The 16,424-nt window shown below is 37.7% G+C and carries 7 protein-coding genes; 2 read left to right on the top strand and 5 right to left on the bottom strand.

The window, feature by feature from the left end; genetic code table 11:
• Position 1: 1 nt before the first annotated feature.
• From HEQ28_RS13190 to HEQ28_RS13210, 5 genes are all read right to left on the bottom strand, one after another.
• The gene (locus HEQ28_RS13190) at positions 2 to 1,249 is read right to left on the bottom strand and encodes a hypothetical protein (RefSeq protein WP_434503137.1); all 1,248 of its coding nucleotides are present in this window, start codon (positions 1,247 to 1,249) and stop codon (positions 2 to 4) included.
• Between the two features lie 36 nt (positions 1,250 to 1,285).
• Positions 1,286 to 2,959, bottom strand: coding sequence for a SusD/RagB family nutrient-binding outer membrane lipoprotein (locus HEQ28_RS13195; protein ID WP_434503138.1), 1,674 nt, complete (start codon positions 2,957 to 2,959; stop codon positions 1,286 to 1,288).
• A gap of 37 nt (positions 2,960 to 2,996) precedes the next feature.
• Positions 2,997 to 6,173 (bottom strand): SusC/RagA family TonB-linked outer membrane protein, encoded by a 3,177-nt coding sequence (locus HEQ28_RS13200; RefSeq protein WP_434503139.1) that lies wholly within the window; start codon positions 6,171 to 6,173, stop codon positions 2,997 to 2,999.
• Between the two features lie 39 nt (positions 6,174 to 6,212).
• Positions 6,213 to 7,196 carry a glycoside hydrolase family 16 protein gene (locus tag HEQ28_RS13205; protein WP_434503140.1) on the bottom strand — a complete coding sequence of 328 codons (984 nt, stop codon included), beginning with the start codon at positions 7,194 to 7,196 and terminating at the stop codon, positions 6,213 to 6,215.
• A gap of 137 nt (positions 7,197 to 7,333) precedes the next feature.
• Complete coding sequence (locus tag HEQ28_RS13210) at positions 7,334 to 11,281, bottom strand: response regulator (RefSeq protein WP_434503141.1); 3,948 nt, start codon at positions 11,279 to 11,281, stop codon at positions 7,334 to 7,336.
• Positions 11,282 to 11,532: 251 nt separating this feature from the next.
• On the opposite strand from HEQ28_RS13210, the gene HEQ28_RS13215 reads away from it, so the two are divergent.
• Positions 11,533 to 12,021 (top strand): carboxypeptidase-like regulatory domain-containing protein, encoded by a 489-nt coding sequence (locus tag HEQ28_RS13215; protein ID WP_434503142.1) that lies wholly within the window; start codon positions 11,533 to 11,535, stop codon positions 12,019 to 12,021.
• Positions 12,022 to 12,701: 680 nt separating this feature from the next.
• Positions 12,702 to 16,424: a phosphoribosylformylglycinamidine synthase gene (gene purL, locus HEQ28_RS13220; RefSeq protein WP_434503143.1), complete on the top strand. Its 3,723-nt coding sequence runs from the start codon at positions 12,702 to 12,704 to the stop codon at positions 16,422 to 16,424.

Raw genomic sequence — 16,424 nt, forward strand, 5'->3', positions numbered from 1 at the left:
TTTATTCTACAGTAACTCTGTCTACATAAAATCCATGACCCGCAATAGCCAAAGCTCCTTGACTAATGATAAGGTTGCGGTCATCATCGTTAAGTACAAATTCCCAAACGCCGTCTGCAGAGATATCTTTCTTTGTACCTACAGACAATAGAGTCCACTGCGGAGTCATAAGTTGTATTTGATGATAAGAATCGCTAGATTTAAGCGAGTAGTAAACTCTGACGTGTGCACCTACATTTACATTTTCAAACATAGAAGAGACTGTACTTTGGAAAATTTTGTTTGGATCTCCATCAGGAAGTTCCCATGAAACATAACTGTGTCCTTCCCATAAAGTCTTTTCTGATGTAACTGTAAGTTTGCCAGTAGCAACAAAGGCGTTGTTTATATTGAACATCACGCCATCACCAGCTTTTGTCTTTGCTGTCATAACATAATCTCCTGCTTCTAAATCTGGACATGTAAATGTTACAGATGTAGTAGTCTGTGCTGCAAACTCTGTAATAGTATTACCGTTTATTGTCATTGAAGCTATATTCTCCATATTAATACCATTAATAGTTACTGGAGCTTTAGCACTTGAACGTATTGCTGCATCAACAACCATGGTCTGTTTGCTAATCGTTATTTTATCAGCGCCATACATTTTTCCGTCAGAAGTTACCATTGTTACACGATAGCTACCATCGGCAAGTGTTGTCGGAACAGTGTAATTTAATGAATTACCATCAGCTGCAGGTTGTGCGTCAATGGTAACACCACCAATGACAAGACTTTTTACGTTGGTAAGATTTCCACCGAACAGAGTTGCATTACCGCCGGAAGCAACGATACGTTCTACCCCAACTGTAGATGTATATGGATCGCTGTCTAGTGGTTTAACCTTCACCAACCCCTCACGGAATGTAGACTTGCCCTCAACTGTAGTTGCAATGACTTTAACGTCATAAGTTCCTGCGAGAAGAGTTGTGTCTATTGCTGTACCTGTATGAGATTCCTGACCGTCAAAGTTCCAAGTAACCGTAGTGAACTCGGCAGGCGTTACTGTAACTGTCATAGAGAAACTTCCGTCACGATTGAATTCTGAAATTACTGGAAGTTCTCCATTAACCCTGTTTGGAAATACTGGATCCAGAATGTGTGGATTATCATTCGATGTAGCTGTGGCAAACGGATCATTGTCACTGCAAGAAGTAACGGTAACCGCCATTGTGAGAACTGCCAACAACATAAAATATATCTTTTTCATATTATTCTAAATTTTAATATGTCGTTTAATTTACTATTACTTTACATCCCACCATACATGGGTATGCCAATCATCTTTTCCTCCCATTTGTTGCAACGCATCATTGTAGCCTTGCTTGTTATAAGAAGATTCAAGAACAGGATAACAAAGACGCACAGGAATATCGTCACCACCAGTAAGATATTGTCCAAATCCATAATCTTTAGGTGACTTCATTACTGGATACCCAGAGCGACGAACGTTAGCCCAGCATTCAGCAGGATTTGTGAAGTGTAATATCCATGCCTGTGTGTTTATGGCAGCTTTAGCCTGTTCTGCAGTGTGGCCCACACCATTGTTGGCTATATATGCATTAAAGTCTGCATCAGAAACTTTGTCGCATCCATAATTATTTGAAAGAAAGTCCATAGCCGCGCGCACGCCTTTTGTATATAGGTCTGTAACTGTGCCCTTGTTGCTTATCCATCCTTTCAAAGTAGCCTCTGCTAAAAGAAAATCAACTTCTGCTGAAGTAATTACAACACCAGGATTGTCGCTTTTTAAAAAGTTATTGGCAAGTTTAGGCTCAACTTCACGAGCTACATTAGGATCTACATTAGGATTGTTCTTTGCAATTTCAGTCAACTTATCACTCTTGAATCCAGTTGGCCAAGGTTCCCAAGAAAAAGCACCCGGGACATTAGGAGTAAACTTGTTATTACTCTTAACTTCATCGGTGATGTCGATTCGATTTTCTGTACCAGTAGAGCTCATCAGCTTATCATAATAGCAACGTGACATCATAAATGTTCTAGGGTCGTTGTTATCATTTAACTGATTAAAAAGAGTAGAGCAAATGTAGCTAGGATTATTTGTAGGGTCGTTACCGAAAAGCAATTTTGAAAGCGCGTTTCCACGGAAATCAGAATAGCTCTCTTGACCAAAACTGAATGCAATAGACATATAATTAATTAATGCATCATCGGTAGAATTTTCTATAATACCACCATCAGCATTAAGAGCTTTGATGAATTCTGTTTTAGCCTTATCAGGTTCAACATCAGAAATTCTCATAGCATAGCGTAGTCTAAGGGAGTTGGCGAGTTTTTTCCATTTTGCAACATCACCTTTATATATGACATCACCGCTAATTTTGTCTCCAGCTGCATTAAGCATAGTTGTAGCAGAGTCAAGCTGCTGGAAGAAATCGGTATAGATATCTTTTTGTAAGTCAAATTTTGGGTTTGTTATTCCTCCATAGAATCCAAGTCCAGCCTCAGAATAAGGTACATTGCCATAGGTGTCTGTGATTATAGACATCAGATAAACTCTGTACACGCGAATGGCTGCGTTTAAATTTGATTTCTCTTTATTACCGTTAGTACGAATCTCTCCATCAGTAAGATTCTTTATTGCATTCGGATAAATAGTTGTCCAGATGCGGCTCATTTCCTGATTGTCAACAGTATGTCGTCCTCCATAGTTAGTGGTGTTCCAACATCCCATCAACTGCTGTGAGAAAGCATAGAAATAATTACGGTATATTTCTACCATGCTCAGGTCTCCATAAGTTTGCAACTCTGCTGTAGTAAGCTGTGCGTTAGGATCTATTGTTGCAGCCTTTGATGGGTCCGTATTCATGTCGTTCATGTAGTCATCACTACAAGAAACAGTGATAATCGGAGCTATTATAGCCAATAATATTATCAAATATGATTTATAATTTTTCATTTCTTAATCTCCTTTATTTTATAAAAGACCTATTGTATTAGAATTTCACGTTCACACTGATGCCATAACTCTTGCGTGATGGTAGAGATCCATATTCAAGTCCCATACCAGTGGTGTTGTTATAGTTTGAATCAGGATCAATGTTTGGAATATTTTTCCATACAATAAACGGATTACGTGCCACAAGAGAAATCGTTAAACCATTGATTGCTTTCTTCAACCATTGTTGAGGTACATTATAACTCAATGTAAGTTCACGGCACTTTATATAAGAGTTGTCATAAATGAACATAGATGGAGCATTACGGCATACATTCATCCAATAGTCTTCTGGATTTACATAGATGTCGTTTTTACGATAAGTTCCATCACCATTGTCTATGACGCCTGGAGCAATATAACCACCTGTTGGTTTCCAACTTGCAGAACCTTTGGCAATACCAGCTTCCTGACGCTGTTCTTCAGACTTATACCAATCTTCACGACCAGCCAAAGTTTCTTTTGCCTTTCCTGATTCGTAAGATGCACGGGCTGACATTGAATACAAGTCAGCACCAACTTTTACATCAAATATCGCATTTAATGACAAGTTCTTATACGTAAGTGTTGTTGTGATACCTCCTGTCCATTTCCAAGATGCATTTCCCAATACATGATTGCTCTTGTCATATTCTGGTAGACCAGTAGATGGATCAATGAGGACCTGACCTGCATTGTTTCTCTTGAAATCAGGGCCAACAATAGAACCAAAGTTCTCACCAACTTTAGCGGCAACTTGCACATCAAGCCAAGATGCTTTTTCAAGTTCAAACATATCCATATCATCAACCAATCTTCTTACCTTATTGCTATTTTTAGAAAAGTTGAGATTTAAATCCCAAGAGAAGTCTTTTGTCTGTATGGGGCGTGTGTTTAATGCTATTTCAAGACCTTTGTTGTCTATTTCACCTGCGTTAATCAATCTATATGTATATCCTGATGTCCATGATGAGGCCATACCCATAATCTGGTTCTTACTCTTTTGGAAGTAGTAAGTAATGTCAAGTCCCATTCTGTTATTAAGGAACTTTGTCTCTAAACCGATTTCAAAAGAATTTGTTCTTGTTGGTTTTAAGTCTTTGTTTGGAATTGTACTATTATTGATATATCCTATTGTGTATCCTGGATATGTAAACTTAGACTTTGTATATACTAATCCAAGCTGATATGGATCGGTATCACTACCAACCTGTGCCCAAGACATACGCAACTTACCATAAGGAAGAAGATTGCCAAGTTTAGTTAATTCAGAGAAAACGAAACTTCCTGAGAATGAAGGATAGACATAAACGTTGTTGCTTGTAGGTAATGTAGAACTCTGATCGCCACGTAATGTTGCGTCAAGATATAGAAGGTGTTTCCAGCCAAGGTTTAAAGAACCATAAAGGGAATTAATCTGTTTACGATATGTATTCTGCTCCAGACTAATCTCATTGAAGCTCATTAAAGCCTCCACGTCACGTATCTGCATATCTTGTGCTGTGGTTATAGTCGTGAGATTATTCACTTTATATATACTTCCACCAAGTGTACCATTGAGGTCAAAGTCTCCCCAGCTGTTGTTGTAAAGAGCAAGAGCCTCAAAGTTATACATACGGTTGCGGAAGTTGCTGTTTTGCAAGCGACCAGCTTCAAATCCTGGTGTTGTTGGAGCCTTAAAATCATCAAATGTAAACCAGTTGAGATCGGCACCCATCGTTGTCTGTAACTTCAAGTGTTTGTCTATGTTCCAAACTATCTTACCTGTAAGGCGGAACTGATCTTTCTTAGAGTCATTAGAGTTTTTGTAAACGTCCCAATAAGGGTTTACATTGTATGGGTCCATACCATTCCAATTTGCATAGTCTCCGTTGGCATCCTGATAAGTTTTCAGCCAAGCCTGATTGTATGTTGTGGCCAAAGTCATTAGATTCTTTCCAATGTTTGACTTGCTGTCACCTAGAGCCGGACGGTTTTTAACATCCTCACGTGTGTAGTTAGCACTGAAATCGAAATCAACATTACCTACTGATGTATTGGTGCGCAAGTTGAAAATGTCACGACTCATGTGAGTCTTTGGCACAATATCCTTGTTGCGCATGTCAGTATATGTAAAGCGCATACCTGTCTTTCCGTTGTTTACTCCAACAATAGCTGTGTTTGTAGCAGTAAAACCAGGACGGAAGAAATCTGAGGTGTTATCGGGTATAATCATATATGGACGTTGTACACCATCAAAATATTTCAGGCTGTTAAGAGCATCGGCTTTAGGCCCCCAACTCTTGTTGGTATTTGAAACGGCATCAATACTATATGTGCCATTACTGCCCATACCATAAGTCTGCTGGATGTCATTCCATTTTGCCAACTGTGTATCCATTGTAACAGAACCGTTGTATTCAACGCTGAATTTATCTTTTCCTGCTTTTTTAGTTGTGATGAGTATCACACCATGAGAGGCACGGCTACCATAAAGTGCAGAAGCTGCAGGACCTTTCAATACAGACATTGTCTCGATATCATCAGGGTTGATACTTGATATTCCGTCACCAAGGTCAAATCCTCCTGATGTACCAGCACTACCATAATTTGTATTGTCCAAAGGGACACCATCTACTACATATAACGGTTGATTGTTACCTGTCATCTCAGTGCTACCACGTAGAATTACTCGTGTAGAACCAGATGCACCACCTGCTGTCTGGCTGACAACTAGTCCAGGAATCTTACCTGCGAGAGAATTTATAACATTTGTCTCTTTTGCCTTAGTAAGTTCCTCACCCTTAACCTCGCCGACTCCATAACCAAGAGCCTTTCTGTCACGCTTAATACCCAAAGCCGTAACAACTACTTCGTCAATCATCCTTTTGTCTTCAGTAAGTACCACATTCATATTGCTACTTGCCTTAACAGTTATGGCTTTGTATCCTACATAGCTTATTTCCAATAATGTACCAGGTTTGGCGTCAAGGCTGAAATGGCCATTGGCATCAGTTACTGTCCCCAGACCTTTACCTTTTACAACGACACTAGCCCCGATGATTGGCTCGCTGCCGTCGGTAACAGAACCAGAGATATTCTGTGTCTGCTGTACGATAGCTACACTTGGCTCAGCCTGCATTTGGATAGTTCCGGCTAGTGGTAAAGTCAGACCAATAGCAAGCATGCGAACTAATTTCCGATTACTTTTCTTCATCTTCTTAAATTTAGGTTTTTAATTATTTATTAGTTATCATTATTCTATTATTTTCTTACCACCGTGGATGTATATTCCGCTCCAAGACGGCTTGCTATTCAATTTCATTCCACTTATTGAATAATATGCTGTGTCTTTGTTTTTGATGGTAGATATTTTGCTTAATCCAGTTGTTTCCTTCGAATAAACATTGACTTGTCCTTCTTCTTGATATAATCTTACATAGTCAATATACATTTTAGCCTCAGACCCTTCTGATGGTAATGCAGTTATGTTTGCTGGATTAAGGATATTAGTATAATCTCCTCCTACAGCCAGATTAAATAATATATAAAATGGTTTATGAAAGTAATTGTATGAGTCATAGTCTTTAGTTATCGTCGCCTCATAATATGGTTGTGTGGAATTATCAAGATAGAAACGCAGATAACTTTCATTCCATATTGCTGTAAATATATGATAGTCACCTGTTATGTCATATCCATTTGTAACTGCACCTGACGTCCACATACGATGATCAGATAAACTGCTTCCCCAATGGATGCAACCAGAGAATAATCGTTCCTGAGTATTATTTTTAATACCTTCTGAATTCCCTGCTTCCATGATATCGATTTCGCCACAGGTAGGCCAACCAATATTTTGTGGATCTTCACCCATCATCCAAAATGCCGGCCACAATCCATTAGCTAACTTTGGAATCTTAATTCTGGCTTCAAGCTTTCCATGTTTAAAATTTACCTTTGTACTAGAATTGATTCGTCCGGAAGTAAATGACTTCCCGTTGAGTGATTCCCTTCGTGCGGTAATAACAAGATTGCCATTTTCAATATTCACATTAGAACTACTATTTGTATAACACTGAAGTTCGTTGTTGTATGGGTTGTCCAATACTTCAATATTCCAGTTCTTATTCAAAGAGTTTTCATTAAATTCATCACTCCATACAAGTTTGTAGTTTTGTGCATGAATAGATAAAGGAATAGCGTAAAATAGTAAATAGATTATAGACTTTATTTTCATGATTGATTTTTGTTACCAAATTCGTCGCAAAATTAATTGAATACGTGATAATATAGGTTTCAAAACAAACAGAAAAAGTTTCAATTCTGACATATAATCAGTATTGAAACTTTGTTATGATATTGTAAAATGCTTATTTACAGATACTTACTTGGTGAAACTCCGAAATGCTTCTTAAATGTGGTGCTGAAATGTTTTACATTGGCAAAGCCTGTCATTACAGAAACATCTAATATAGAATTACCTTCTTTTATTAAAACGGCGGCACGTTCAAGGCGCAATATCCTTATAAAATCCTGTGGAGTCTGAGACGTTAGCGCTTTTAGTTTGCCATAGAAAAGAGTACGGCTCATTGCCATTTCAATACATAGGTCGTCTATTTTGAAATCAGTATCAGATATTTTATCCATAACTATCTTTGTGGCTTTCTCAATAAACTTACGGTCGTTATTATTCATGTGGCTAATTGTACTATCGTCAGGTTGCATGTTCCTTGCCATGTCAATAGATCGCCCCATATAATATTTGCTAAGTATGCGTCTGTTTCTTAACATACTTTCTATCTTACCCTTTAATATCGCTACGTCAAATGGTTTTGTGATATAATCGTCAGCACCTACATTCAGTCCACCGATAACGAAGTCTCTACCAGATTTGGCTGTTAATAAAATAACAGGTAAAAACGATGTATCTGGATTTTCTTTTATGATTTTGCAGAATTCATCTCCGTCCATTCCAGGCATCATGACATCTGAAACAATAATATCACATACTTCATTATCCAGATATTTTAGTGCTTCTTCGGCACTCTCCACTGTGATAACATTATAATTGTTGCGGAATGTCATGCTGATATAATTACGCAGTTCGGCATTATCGTCAACAAACAGCATGATGTCTTTTGATTTATCATTTGTTAATTGCACATCCTCTTCTTTATCTATAGATTCTATAGGTAATATGTCTTTATCATTATTCCTATCTGCATCCTGTTTAGTAATAAACTCCATGAGATGTTCAAAACCTCTTTTCAGTCTTATATGGAAAACAGTTCCGCTATTCTCAAAACTGTTGAACGTAAGACTTCCTTTATGAAGTTTGATAAGTCTGTGAGTTAGCATAAGTCCAAGTCCGCTTCCCGTTTCATTTGAGTTGATTGCATTATCGGCTCTGTAGAAATTCTGGAATATATGTTTTTGTGCCGTTTGTGGAATACCGATTCCATTATCTGCGATATCTATACATATATCACTATCCTCAATCCGTGCGCATATATTTATATAGCCACCTTCTGGAGTATATTTCACTGCATTTGAAATCAGATTCTCAAAAATGCTGTCTGCCATATTCGTATCCATCCACACATTTTCTTCTTGTGGACATGATTCTAATGTTATTATTATTTTTTTTTGAGATGTTCGTGGAACAAATTTTTCTATTTGTGTTTGCAATAAATGTTTAAGATTTAATGGGCTTACACACATGTTTACTTCATCGTTGTCTGCTTTCTGGAAATCAAGCAATTTCGTAACCATTTTCAATAACTTTCCACCATTTTGCCTTGCTACATTCAGATATTTTCTAGTTGTATCGCTGAGCGAATTATCGGCAGCTATATCATTGAGCGGTGCTAAAATGAGGCTAAGAGGTGTACGAATATCATGGGCTGTATTAACGAAGAAGTTTATTTTTTCGTTGAAATACTTACGTTCCAAACGTTCTAAATAAAATCTCCAAGCAGCATAAGCTAAACCGCACATTATACATATATATATAAACCATGCAAAAAAAGTGTTCCACCATGGTTGATTTACGGTTATATCCAACGACTTTGTATCAAGAACTCTGCCATCATTGCGACTAACACTTCGTATCAGTAACTTATAATTGCCTGAAGGAAGATTTGTGTATTTCGCGTTTTGTGCTTCAGATGGTGCACTCCATTGCCGGTCAAAGCCATCAAGCATATACTGATAGACTATATCATGTTGGTATTTGTAGTTTATGCTTTCAAAATCTATCTCAAATGTATTCTTGTCGTAATCAAGCGTTATGTCTCCTGAGGCAAGCATATCATAAAGTCTACCGCAAAGATCCGAGTCTTTATCAGTAGTGTCGTCGTTTCCAAGAAGCGATATTTTTGTCAATATAAGTCTTGCATTGTATGTAAGGTGTGATATTCTGTTTGGATTTATCACCACAGCACCACTACTGCTACCGAATACAATTTTTCCGTCGGAAAGCCTGCATACAGACATTCGTTTGTATTCCCTGTCAAGCCCTCTTACGAAATTTATATCAATAACGTCATTTCTCTTTTCTGGAAGAATGAGCGATAATCCCATGTCTGTACTTGCGAATATGCGATTTTGGTTGTCTTTCTCTAATGTATAAACCGTATTAGATGGTAGTCCGTTGGCTTTTGTTATTGTTTGCTTTATCACATGTCTTTTCATGTCATAGATGTAGATACCTCCACCGTCTGTGGCTACCCATGCCGTAGTATGGTTGACAAACAAGATAGACTGTATATAAGAGTTTATATCTTTACCCGGAAACTCTGAAGCTAGAAAATACTGTTTAATACTACCGCTTTTCTTGTTTACTGCAAAAAAACCGTTTGCCGTACCAACAGCTATTCGCCCATCTGGCATGCCGGTGATGCACTGTACTAACTGAATGGGATAATACTTTTTCTTGTTTCCGTCAATTTGTACAAGGTCTCCGTTTAGACAACCTATCCATAGTGTTTTGTCATTGTCTTTCCACAAGGAATATACATAATCTGTTTTCAAAGTACCTTTACTGACACTATATATACTGGATGCTCTTCCTTCAGTGTTAATTGAATATACTCCGTTGCCATAAGTTCCAGCAAGGACACCACTAGCATTTCGGCATAAAGTGAGTACTACCTTGTCTGTCATTGCATGATGCCATATATCCAATTTCTTGTTATATATGCTCACACCTCTGTCTGTGGCAAACCATATATTACCGTCTTGAGTTTCAAGAACATCGTTAACGTTATTATTTATCAACGACTGGTTGTTTAGATATTCATGCTGAAATAGTTTCATTACATTATCCGTTGGATAAGCTATGTCAATACCTCCTGAATATGAACCGATCCATATATTACCATAGTGATCCCTGCATATGTCATATATACCATTACCATGAAGAACATTTCCTGTGTTATCATCGGCATTAAATAGTAGACTAACTGTTGTTCCGTCTCTTCTTGCAGCATACACTCCACCTCCGTCAACACCAACTAGCATCATTTTTTTATCCATCGGAATAATGCTTCTTACAGGAGTCTTTGGAAAATTGTCAAAAGCTTCAAATTTTGAAATCTTGTGATGTCGCATATCATATATCTTGACACCTTGTTGAAATGTTCCTATCCAAAGGTATGAGGTAAGCTGGTCATAATAAGCTACCTGTGCGTTTATTTTATTTAGAATATTTGCTGCTTTATATCTTTTGGTGTCAACAAGTATAATTCCGTCATTGGCGCATGCTATAAGGGAATTTCCTACATGATTCAATTTATTTATATACCTATTTTTTATAATACTTATAAGTTTTTTGTTTGGAGTAATAATATATAGTCCTGAACTCATGGCGAACCATGTATTATTGTTTTTGTCAACGTAAACATCGTTTAGTATAATCTCTCCATGAATAATACTATCCAGCGATAGCTTGTTTTCAAAGTTATCAAGTCTTCTGTTATATATAAATAAATTCCCTTTGTTGTCAAAAGCGTATATGCTTGCGTTGGCAAGAAAAACTCTTACGTTACGCCCGCTGGCATCGCTATACATTCTTGTGGTCTTGAAATTGTAGTTCTTTATCTGAATTCCATTGTAACGGTCTATTCCATTTTTTGAACTGAACCACATTCCTCCATAAGGACCTTCAATTATAGAATATATTCGTTGACTCGAAAGCCCGCTACTCATACCTAGATGATCGAAAATAAACATGTCGCGACCATATTGTGGCAACACATTTGCATCCAATATACTAGCTATACTAACTGCGATTACAAGGCATATAGTTCTTAAATTTCTCATATGTAAAAAATTACGGCCCAACTTTCAAAATAGATTAATATAAATCACTTACAATTGCAAAAATAGTAAATTAATCTGATCCATCCTAAGAATATATAGTTTTTGTAGAAACCAACAGATTCATCATGGTTATAATGACTTTAATTTGATATATTTAACCCAACAAGCTTTAAGAAAATATAAAGTAATTGCGGTATTGTAAGTGATTGTCATTTTTAACTTAACTTTGTGCAAAGATTTCTACATTAGTTATGAAAATAAAGATACTTCTCATATTGTGTATACTTTGTGCTTTGGCAAATAACGCCAATGCGCAAGTAAAGGGCGTACTTATTGATATAGAGACAAGACAGCCGATAGACGGAGTTGCTATTTATACTAATACTAATAAAAAAATCTTTTCTGACAAAAACGGACACTTCTTTATCTCAGACCCAAACTGCACTAGCATAACGCTTACTCATAATAGTTATGTTAGAAGAAATATGGAACTAAAGAATATGAAAGATTCAACTTTCCTTATTCCAAAAGCAATAACAATAAATACTGTCGTGATAACAGCTAAAGCTCCAAAGATAGGCTTTAGTACTAGCAAAATAGTATCTAATTTGTTTAATGATCCAATGACTTCTCCTAAAGGTCCTTCTGGAATTGATTTGTTGAGTATATTTGAGAAAAGTAGGAGTAAGGTGAAAAAAAGTGTGATGAGAAGGGCGCATGAAGCTGTAAAAAAATATTAGGATTTTGTTTCTTAAACAAGTACTTCTAGGTATTTGATCTTTTGAAAAATGTACATAGGTTTTGCAAAAAGATAAGCGTCTAAATGTCTATTTGTTGGTAGTCAGTAAGTTAGATAGCTTTTGTTGAAAACATGGTGTCTGCATAATGTCAAATATGATTTCCTTTTCTATATAGAAACGCAAACTTTTGATCGTAGAAACGTAAACTTTGTATCGTAGAAACGTAATCGTTTGATCGTAGAAACGCAGATATTTGTTCGTGAAAACGATATTCTATCCACAGTAAGTTACAAAATCAATGAAACCGTACTATTACCTAGTGCTGTGTATATTCATTGTATAAACGAGACTAAGTTTGCATGATATAACCGTATTTGTAGAATTATTAAAAAAGACATTGTAACGTCATTTGTTCATTGTCGATTTATAACTTAATATACTGATAATCAAAGCTTAGTCACTACGACGCTATATTTTTCTAAAACCCTATGTGTGCGCATGTGCGCATACATTATATAATATGTTTTTTTATTTTGTATTGTGCATGATTTGCACTACCTTTGAATAAAGTAGGCTGCATCACGACAATAAAAATAAAAAACTTATTTTTATTTTGTATTGTGCATGATTTGCACTACCTTTGCAAAGCGAATATATCACCTACAAAAATATAAAAAAGTATGATTCTTTTTTTTAGAACTCAATCTAAGAGTGTTATTGCTACTGAATTCGATCATCAGCCAGACAAGAACGAAATCAGTGAACTTTGCTGGCTTTATGGCGATGCAAAGTTGGAAGAAACCCAAAAATTGGAAGGCTTCTTTGTTGGACCGCGCCGTGAAATGATTACCCCTTGGAGTACAAATGCCGTTGAGATTACCCAGAATATGAGTCTTAGCGGCATTTTGCGTATAGAGGAATACTTCCCTGTTGATTCAGAGGGAGCTGAACATGACCCTATGCTGCAACGTATGTATAATGGTATCGATCAGGACATATTCACAGTTAACCACAACCCAGAACCAATCAAGTATGTTGACGACCTCGAAAAGTATAACAACGAGGAAGGTCTTGCATTAAATGATGATGAGATTGCCTATCTTCACACACTTGAGAAGGAAAACGGACGACCACTAACCGATTCAGAAATCTTTGGTTTTGCACAGATAAATTCTGAGCATTGTCGTCACAAGATTTTCGGCGGACAGTTTATCATTGACGGAAAAGAAATGGAATCATCGCTTTTCAGTATGATAAAGAAAACCACTAAAGAAAACCCTAATAAGATTTTGTCTGCATACAAGGATAATGTAGCTTTTGCTCAGGGTCCTGTAATAGAGCAGTTTGCTCCTTCAGATCAAAGTACTAGTGACTATTTTCAAGTAAAAGATATAGAGAGTGTTATTTCTCTAAAAGCTGAAACTCACAATTTCCCAACGACTGTTGAACCTTTTAATGGTGCAGCCACTGGAACTGGTGGTGAAATCCGCGACCGTATGGGTGGAGGTGTCGGTTCATGGCCTATCGCAGGAACTGCATGTTACATGACAGCATACCCTCGTTTGAAGGATGAAAATGGAAAAACTGACGTTGAGCGTGACTGGGAAGATATACTTCCTGTACGCAACTGGTTGTATCAAAGCCCAGAACAGATTTTGATTAAGGCCTCTAATGGTGCTAGTGACTTCGGTAACAAGTTTGGTCAACCACTTATCTGTGGTTCTGTACTTACTTTTGAGCATCAGGAGAATAATGAAAAATATGCCTACGACAAGGTTATTATGCTTGCCGGTGGTGTAGGATATGGCAAAAAACGTGATTGCCTGAAGAAAGAACCTGCAAAGGGAAACAAAGTTGTCGTTGTTGGTGGTGATAACTATCGCATTGGTCTTGGTGGCGGTTCCGTATCTTCAGTTGATACAGGTAAATATAGCAACGGAATAGAACTAAATGCTATTCAGCGTGCAAATCCAGAGATGCAGAAACGTGCTTATAATCTCGTTCGTGCATTGGTTGAAGAGGATGAAAATCCAGTTGTTAGTATTCACGACCACGGTAGTGCAGGTCACTTAAACTGTCTTTCTGAACTTGTTGAAGAATGTGGCGGTGAAATAGATATGGCGAAATTGCCTATCGGTGACAAAACTCTTAGCGCTAAAGAGATTATCGCTAATGAAAGTCAGGAACGCATGGGACTTCTTATTGATGAGAAGTATCTTGACCATGTTCAGAAAATTGCTGAACGTGAACGTGCACCGATGTATGTTGTCGGTGAGACTACTGGTGATGCTCATTTCAGTTTCAAACAGGGTGATGGTGTAAAGCCTTTTGACCTAGATGTAGCTCAGATGTTCGGTCACACACCTAAAACCATTATGGTTGATGAGACTGTTGAACGCAGATATGACGATGTCACTTATTCACAAGATAATATAAACGAATACCTTAATCGTGTTCTCCAACTTGAAGCTGTAGCTTGTAAGGACTGGTTGACTAATAAGGTAGACCGTTCTGTAACCGGTAAGATTGCTCGTCAGCAGGGACAAGGAAAAATTCAACTTCCATTGTCAGACTGCGGTGTTGTAGCTCTTGATTTCCGTGGAGAAAAAGGTATATCTTCTTCTCTTGGTCATGCACCACAGGCAGGTCTTGCTGATCCAAAGGCTGGAAGTGTACTCTCTGTTGCTGAGGCTCTTACTAATATTGTATGGGCACCTCTTGCAGAAGGACTTGAAAGTCTTAGTCTAAGTGCTAACTGGATGTGGCCTTGTCGTTCTCAGAAGGGTGAGGATGCACGACTCTACGAAGGAGTAAGAGCATTGAGCGATTTCTGCTGTGACATTAATGTAAACGTACCTACAGGTAAAGATTCTCTATCTTTGAGTCAGCAATATCCTAATGGTGAGAAGATTATCGCTCCAGGAACCGTTATTGTAAGTGCTGGTGGTGAAGTTAGCGATGTTAAGAAAACAGTAAGTCCTGTACTTGTAAATGATAAGGATTCAAGTCTTTATCATATAGATTTCAGTTTTGATGAACAGCATCTTGGTGGTAGTGCATTCGCACAGAGCTTAGGAAAGATCGGAAGTGATGTTCCAACAGTGAAGAATCCTGAATATTTTGTAGATTGTTTCAATGCCATTCAGGAACTTGTAAAGCGCGGTTGGATAATGTCAGGTCATGATATCAGTGCCGGTGGTTTGATAACCACTCTTCTGGAAATGACTTTCGCAAACGAGAATGGCGGTATCAATGTTAATCTTCATGATATAGCAAGTGACGATATCGTTAAGACTTTGTTTGCAGAGAATCCTGGTGTTGTCATTCAGGTCAGCGATGCACATAAGGAAGAATTGAAGAACTTCCTTGATGACGAGGGTCTCGGATATGCTAAGATAGGTTATCCTACTCCTAATAGTCGTAAGATTATTGTTAAGAACGGGGATAAAGAGAATGAGTTCGATATAGATTCTCTTCGTGATACTTGGTATAAGACATCTTATCTTCTAGACCGTGATCAGAGTATGAATGGTATGGCAAAGAAGCGTTATACAAACTATAAGAAGCAGCCTATTGAAATTTGCTACAATAAGGATTTCAAGGGTACACTTGCAAGTTATGGTATTGATATTAATCGCAGAAAGCCAACAGGAGTTAAGGCAGCTATCATACGCGAGAAGGGTACTAATGGTGAGCGTGAAATGGCTTATACAATGTATCTTGCTGGTTTTGATGTAAAGGATGTTATGATGACAGACCTTATCAGTGGTCGTGAGACTCTGGAAGATGTCAACTTCATCGTATTCTGTGGTGGTTTCTCTAATAGTGATGTTCTTGGAAGTGCCAAAGGATGGGCTGGAGCATTCCTCTACAATCCTAAGGCAAAAGAAGCTCTCGATAAGTTCTATGCTCGTGAGGATACCTTGAGTCTTGGTATTTGTAACGGATGTCAGTTGATGGTGGAATTGAATTTAATCAATCCTGAACATGAACACAGAAGTCACCTATGTCACAACAACTCTAAGAAGTTTGAAAGTGCATTCCTTGGATTAAGTATTCCTCAAAATAAGAGTGTTCTTCTTGGTAGCCTTAGTAACAGTAAACTAGGTATATGGGTAGCTCACGGAGAGGGTCGCTTCTATCTTCCTGAACCAGAAGACCACTATAATGTAGTAGCAAAATACAATTATGCTGAATATCCAGGTAATCCAAACGGCTCTGATTACAATGTAGCTGGTATCTGCTCTAACGATGGTCGTCATCTTGCTATGATGCCACATCCTGAGCGTGCTATCTTCCCTTGGCAGAACGCCAATTATCCACTTGACCGCAAAAACGATGAGGTCACTCCTTGGATTGAGGCTTTCGTTAATGCAAGAAAGTGGATAGAGGAAAAGAGATAA

Origin of the sequence: Prevotella sp., from assembly GCF_051059605.1 — a bacterium.
Classification (GTDB): Bacteria; Bacteroidota; Bacteroidia; order Bacteroidales; family Bacteroidaceae; genus Prevotella.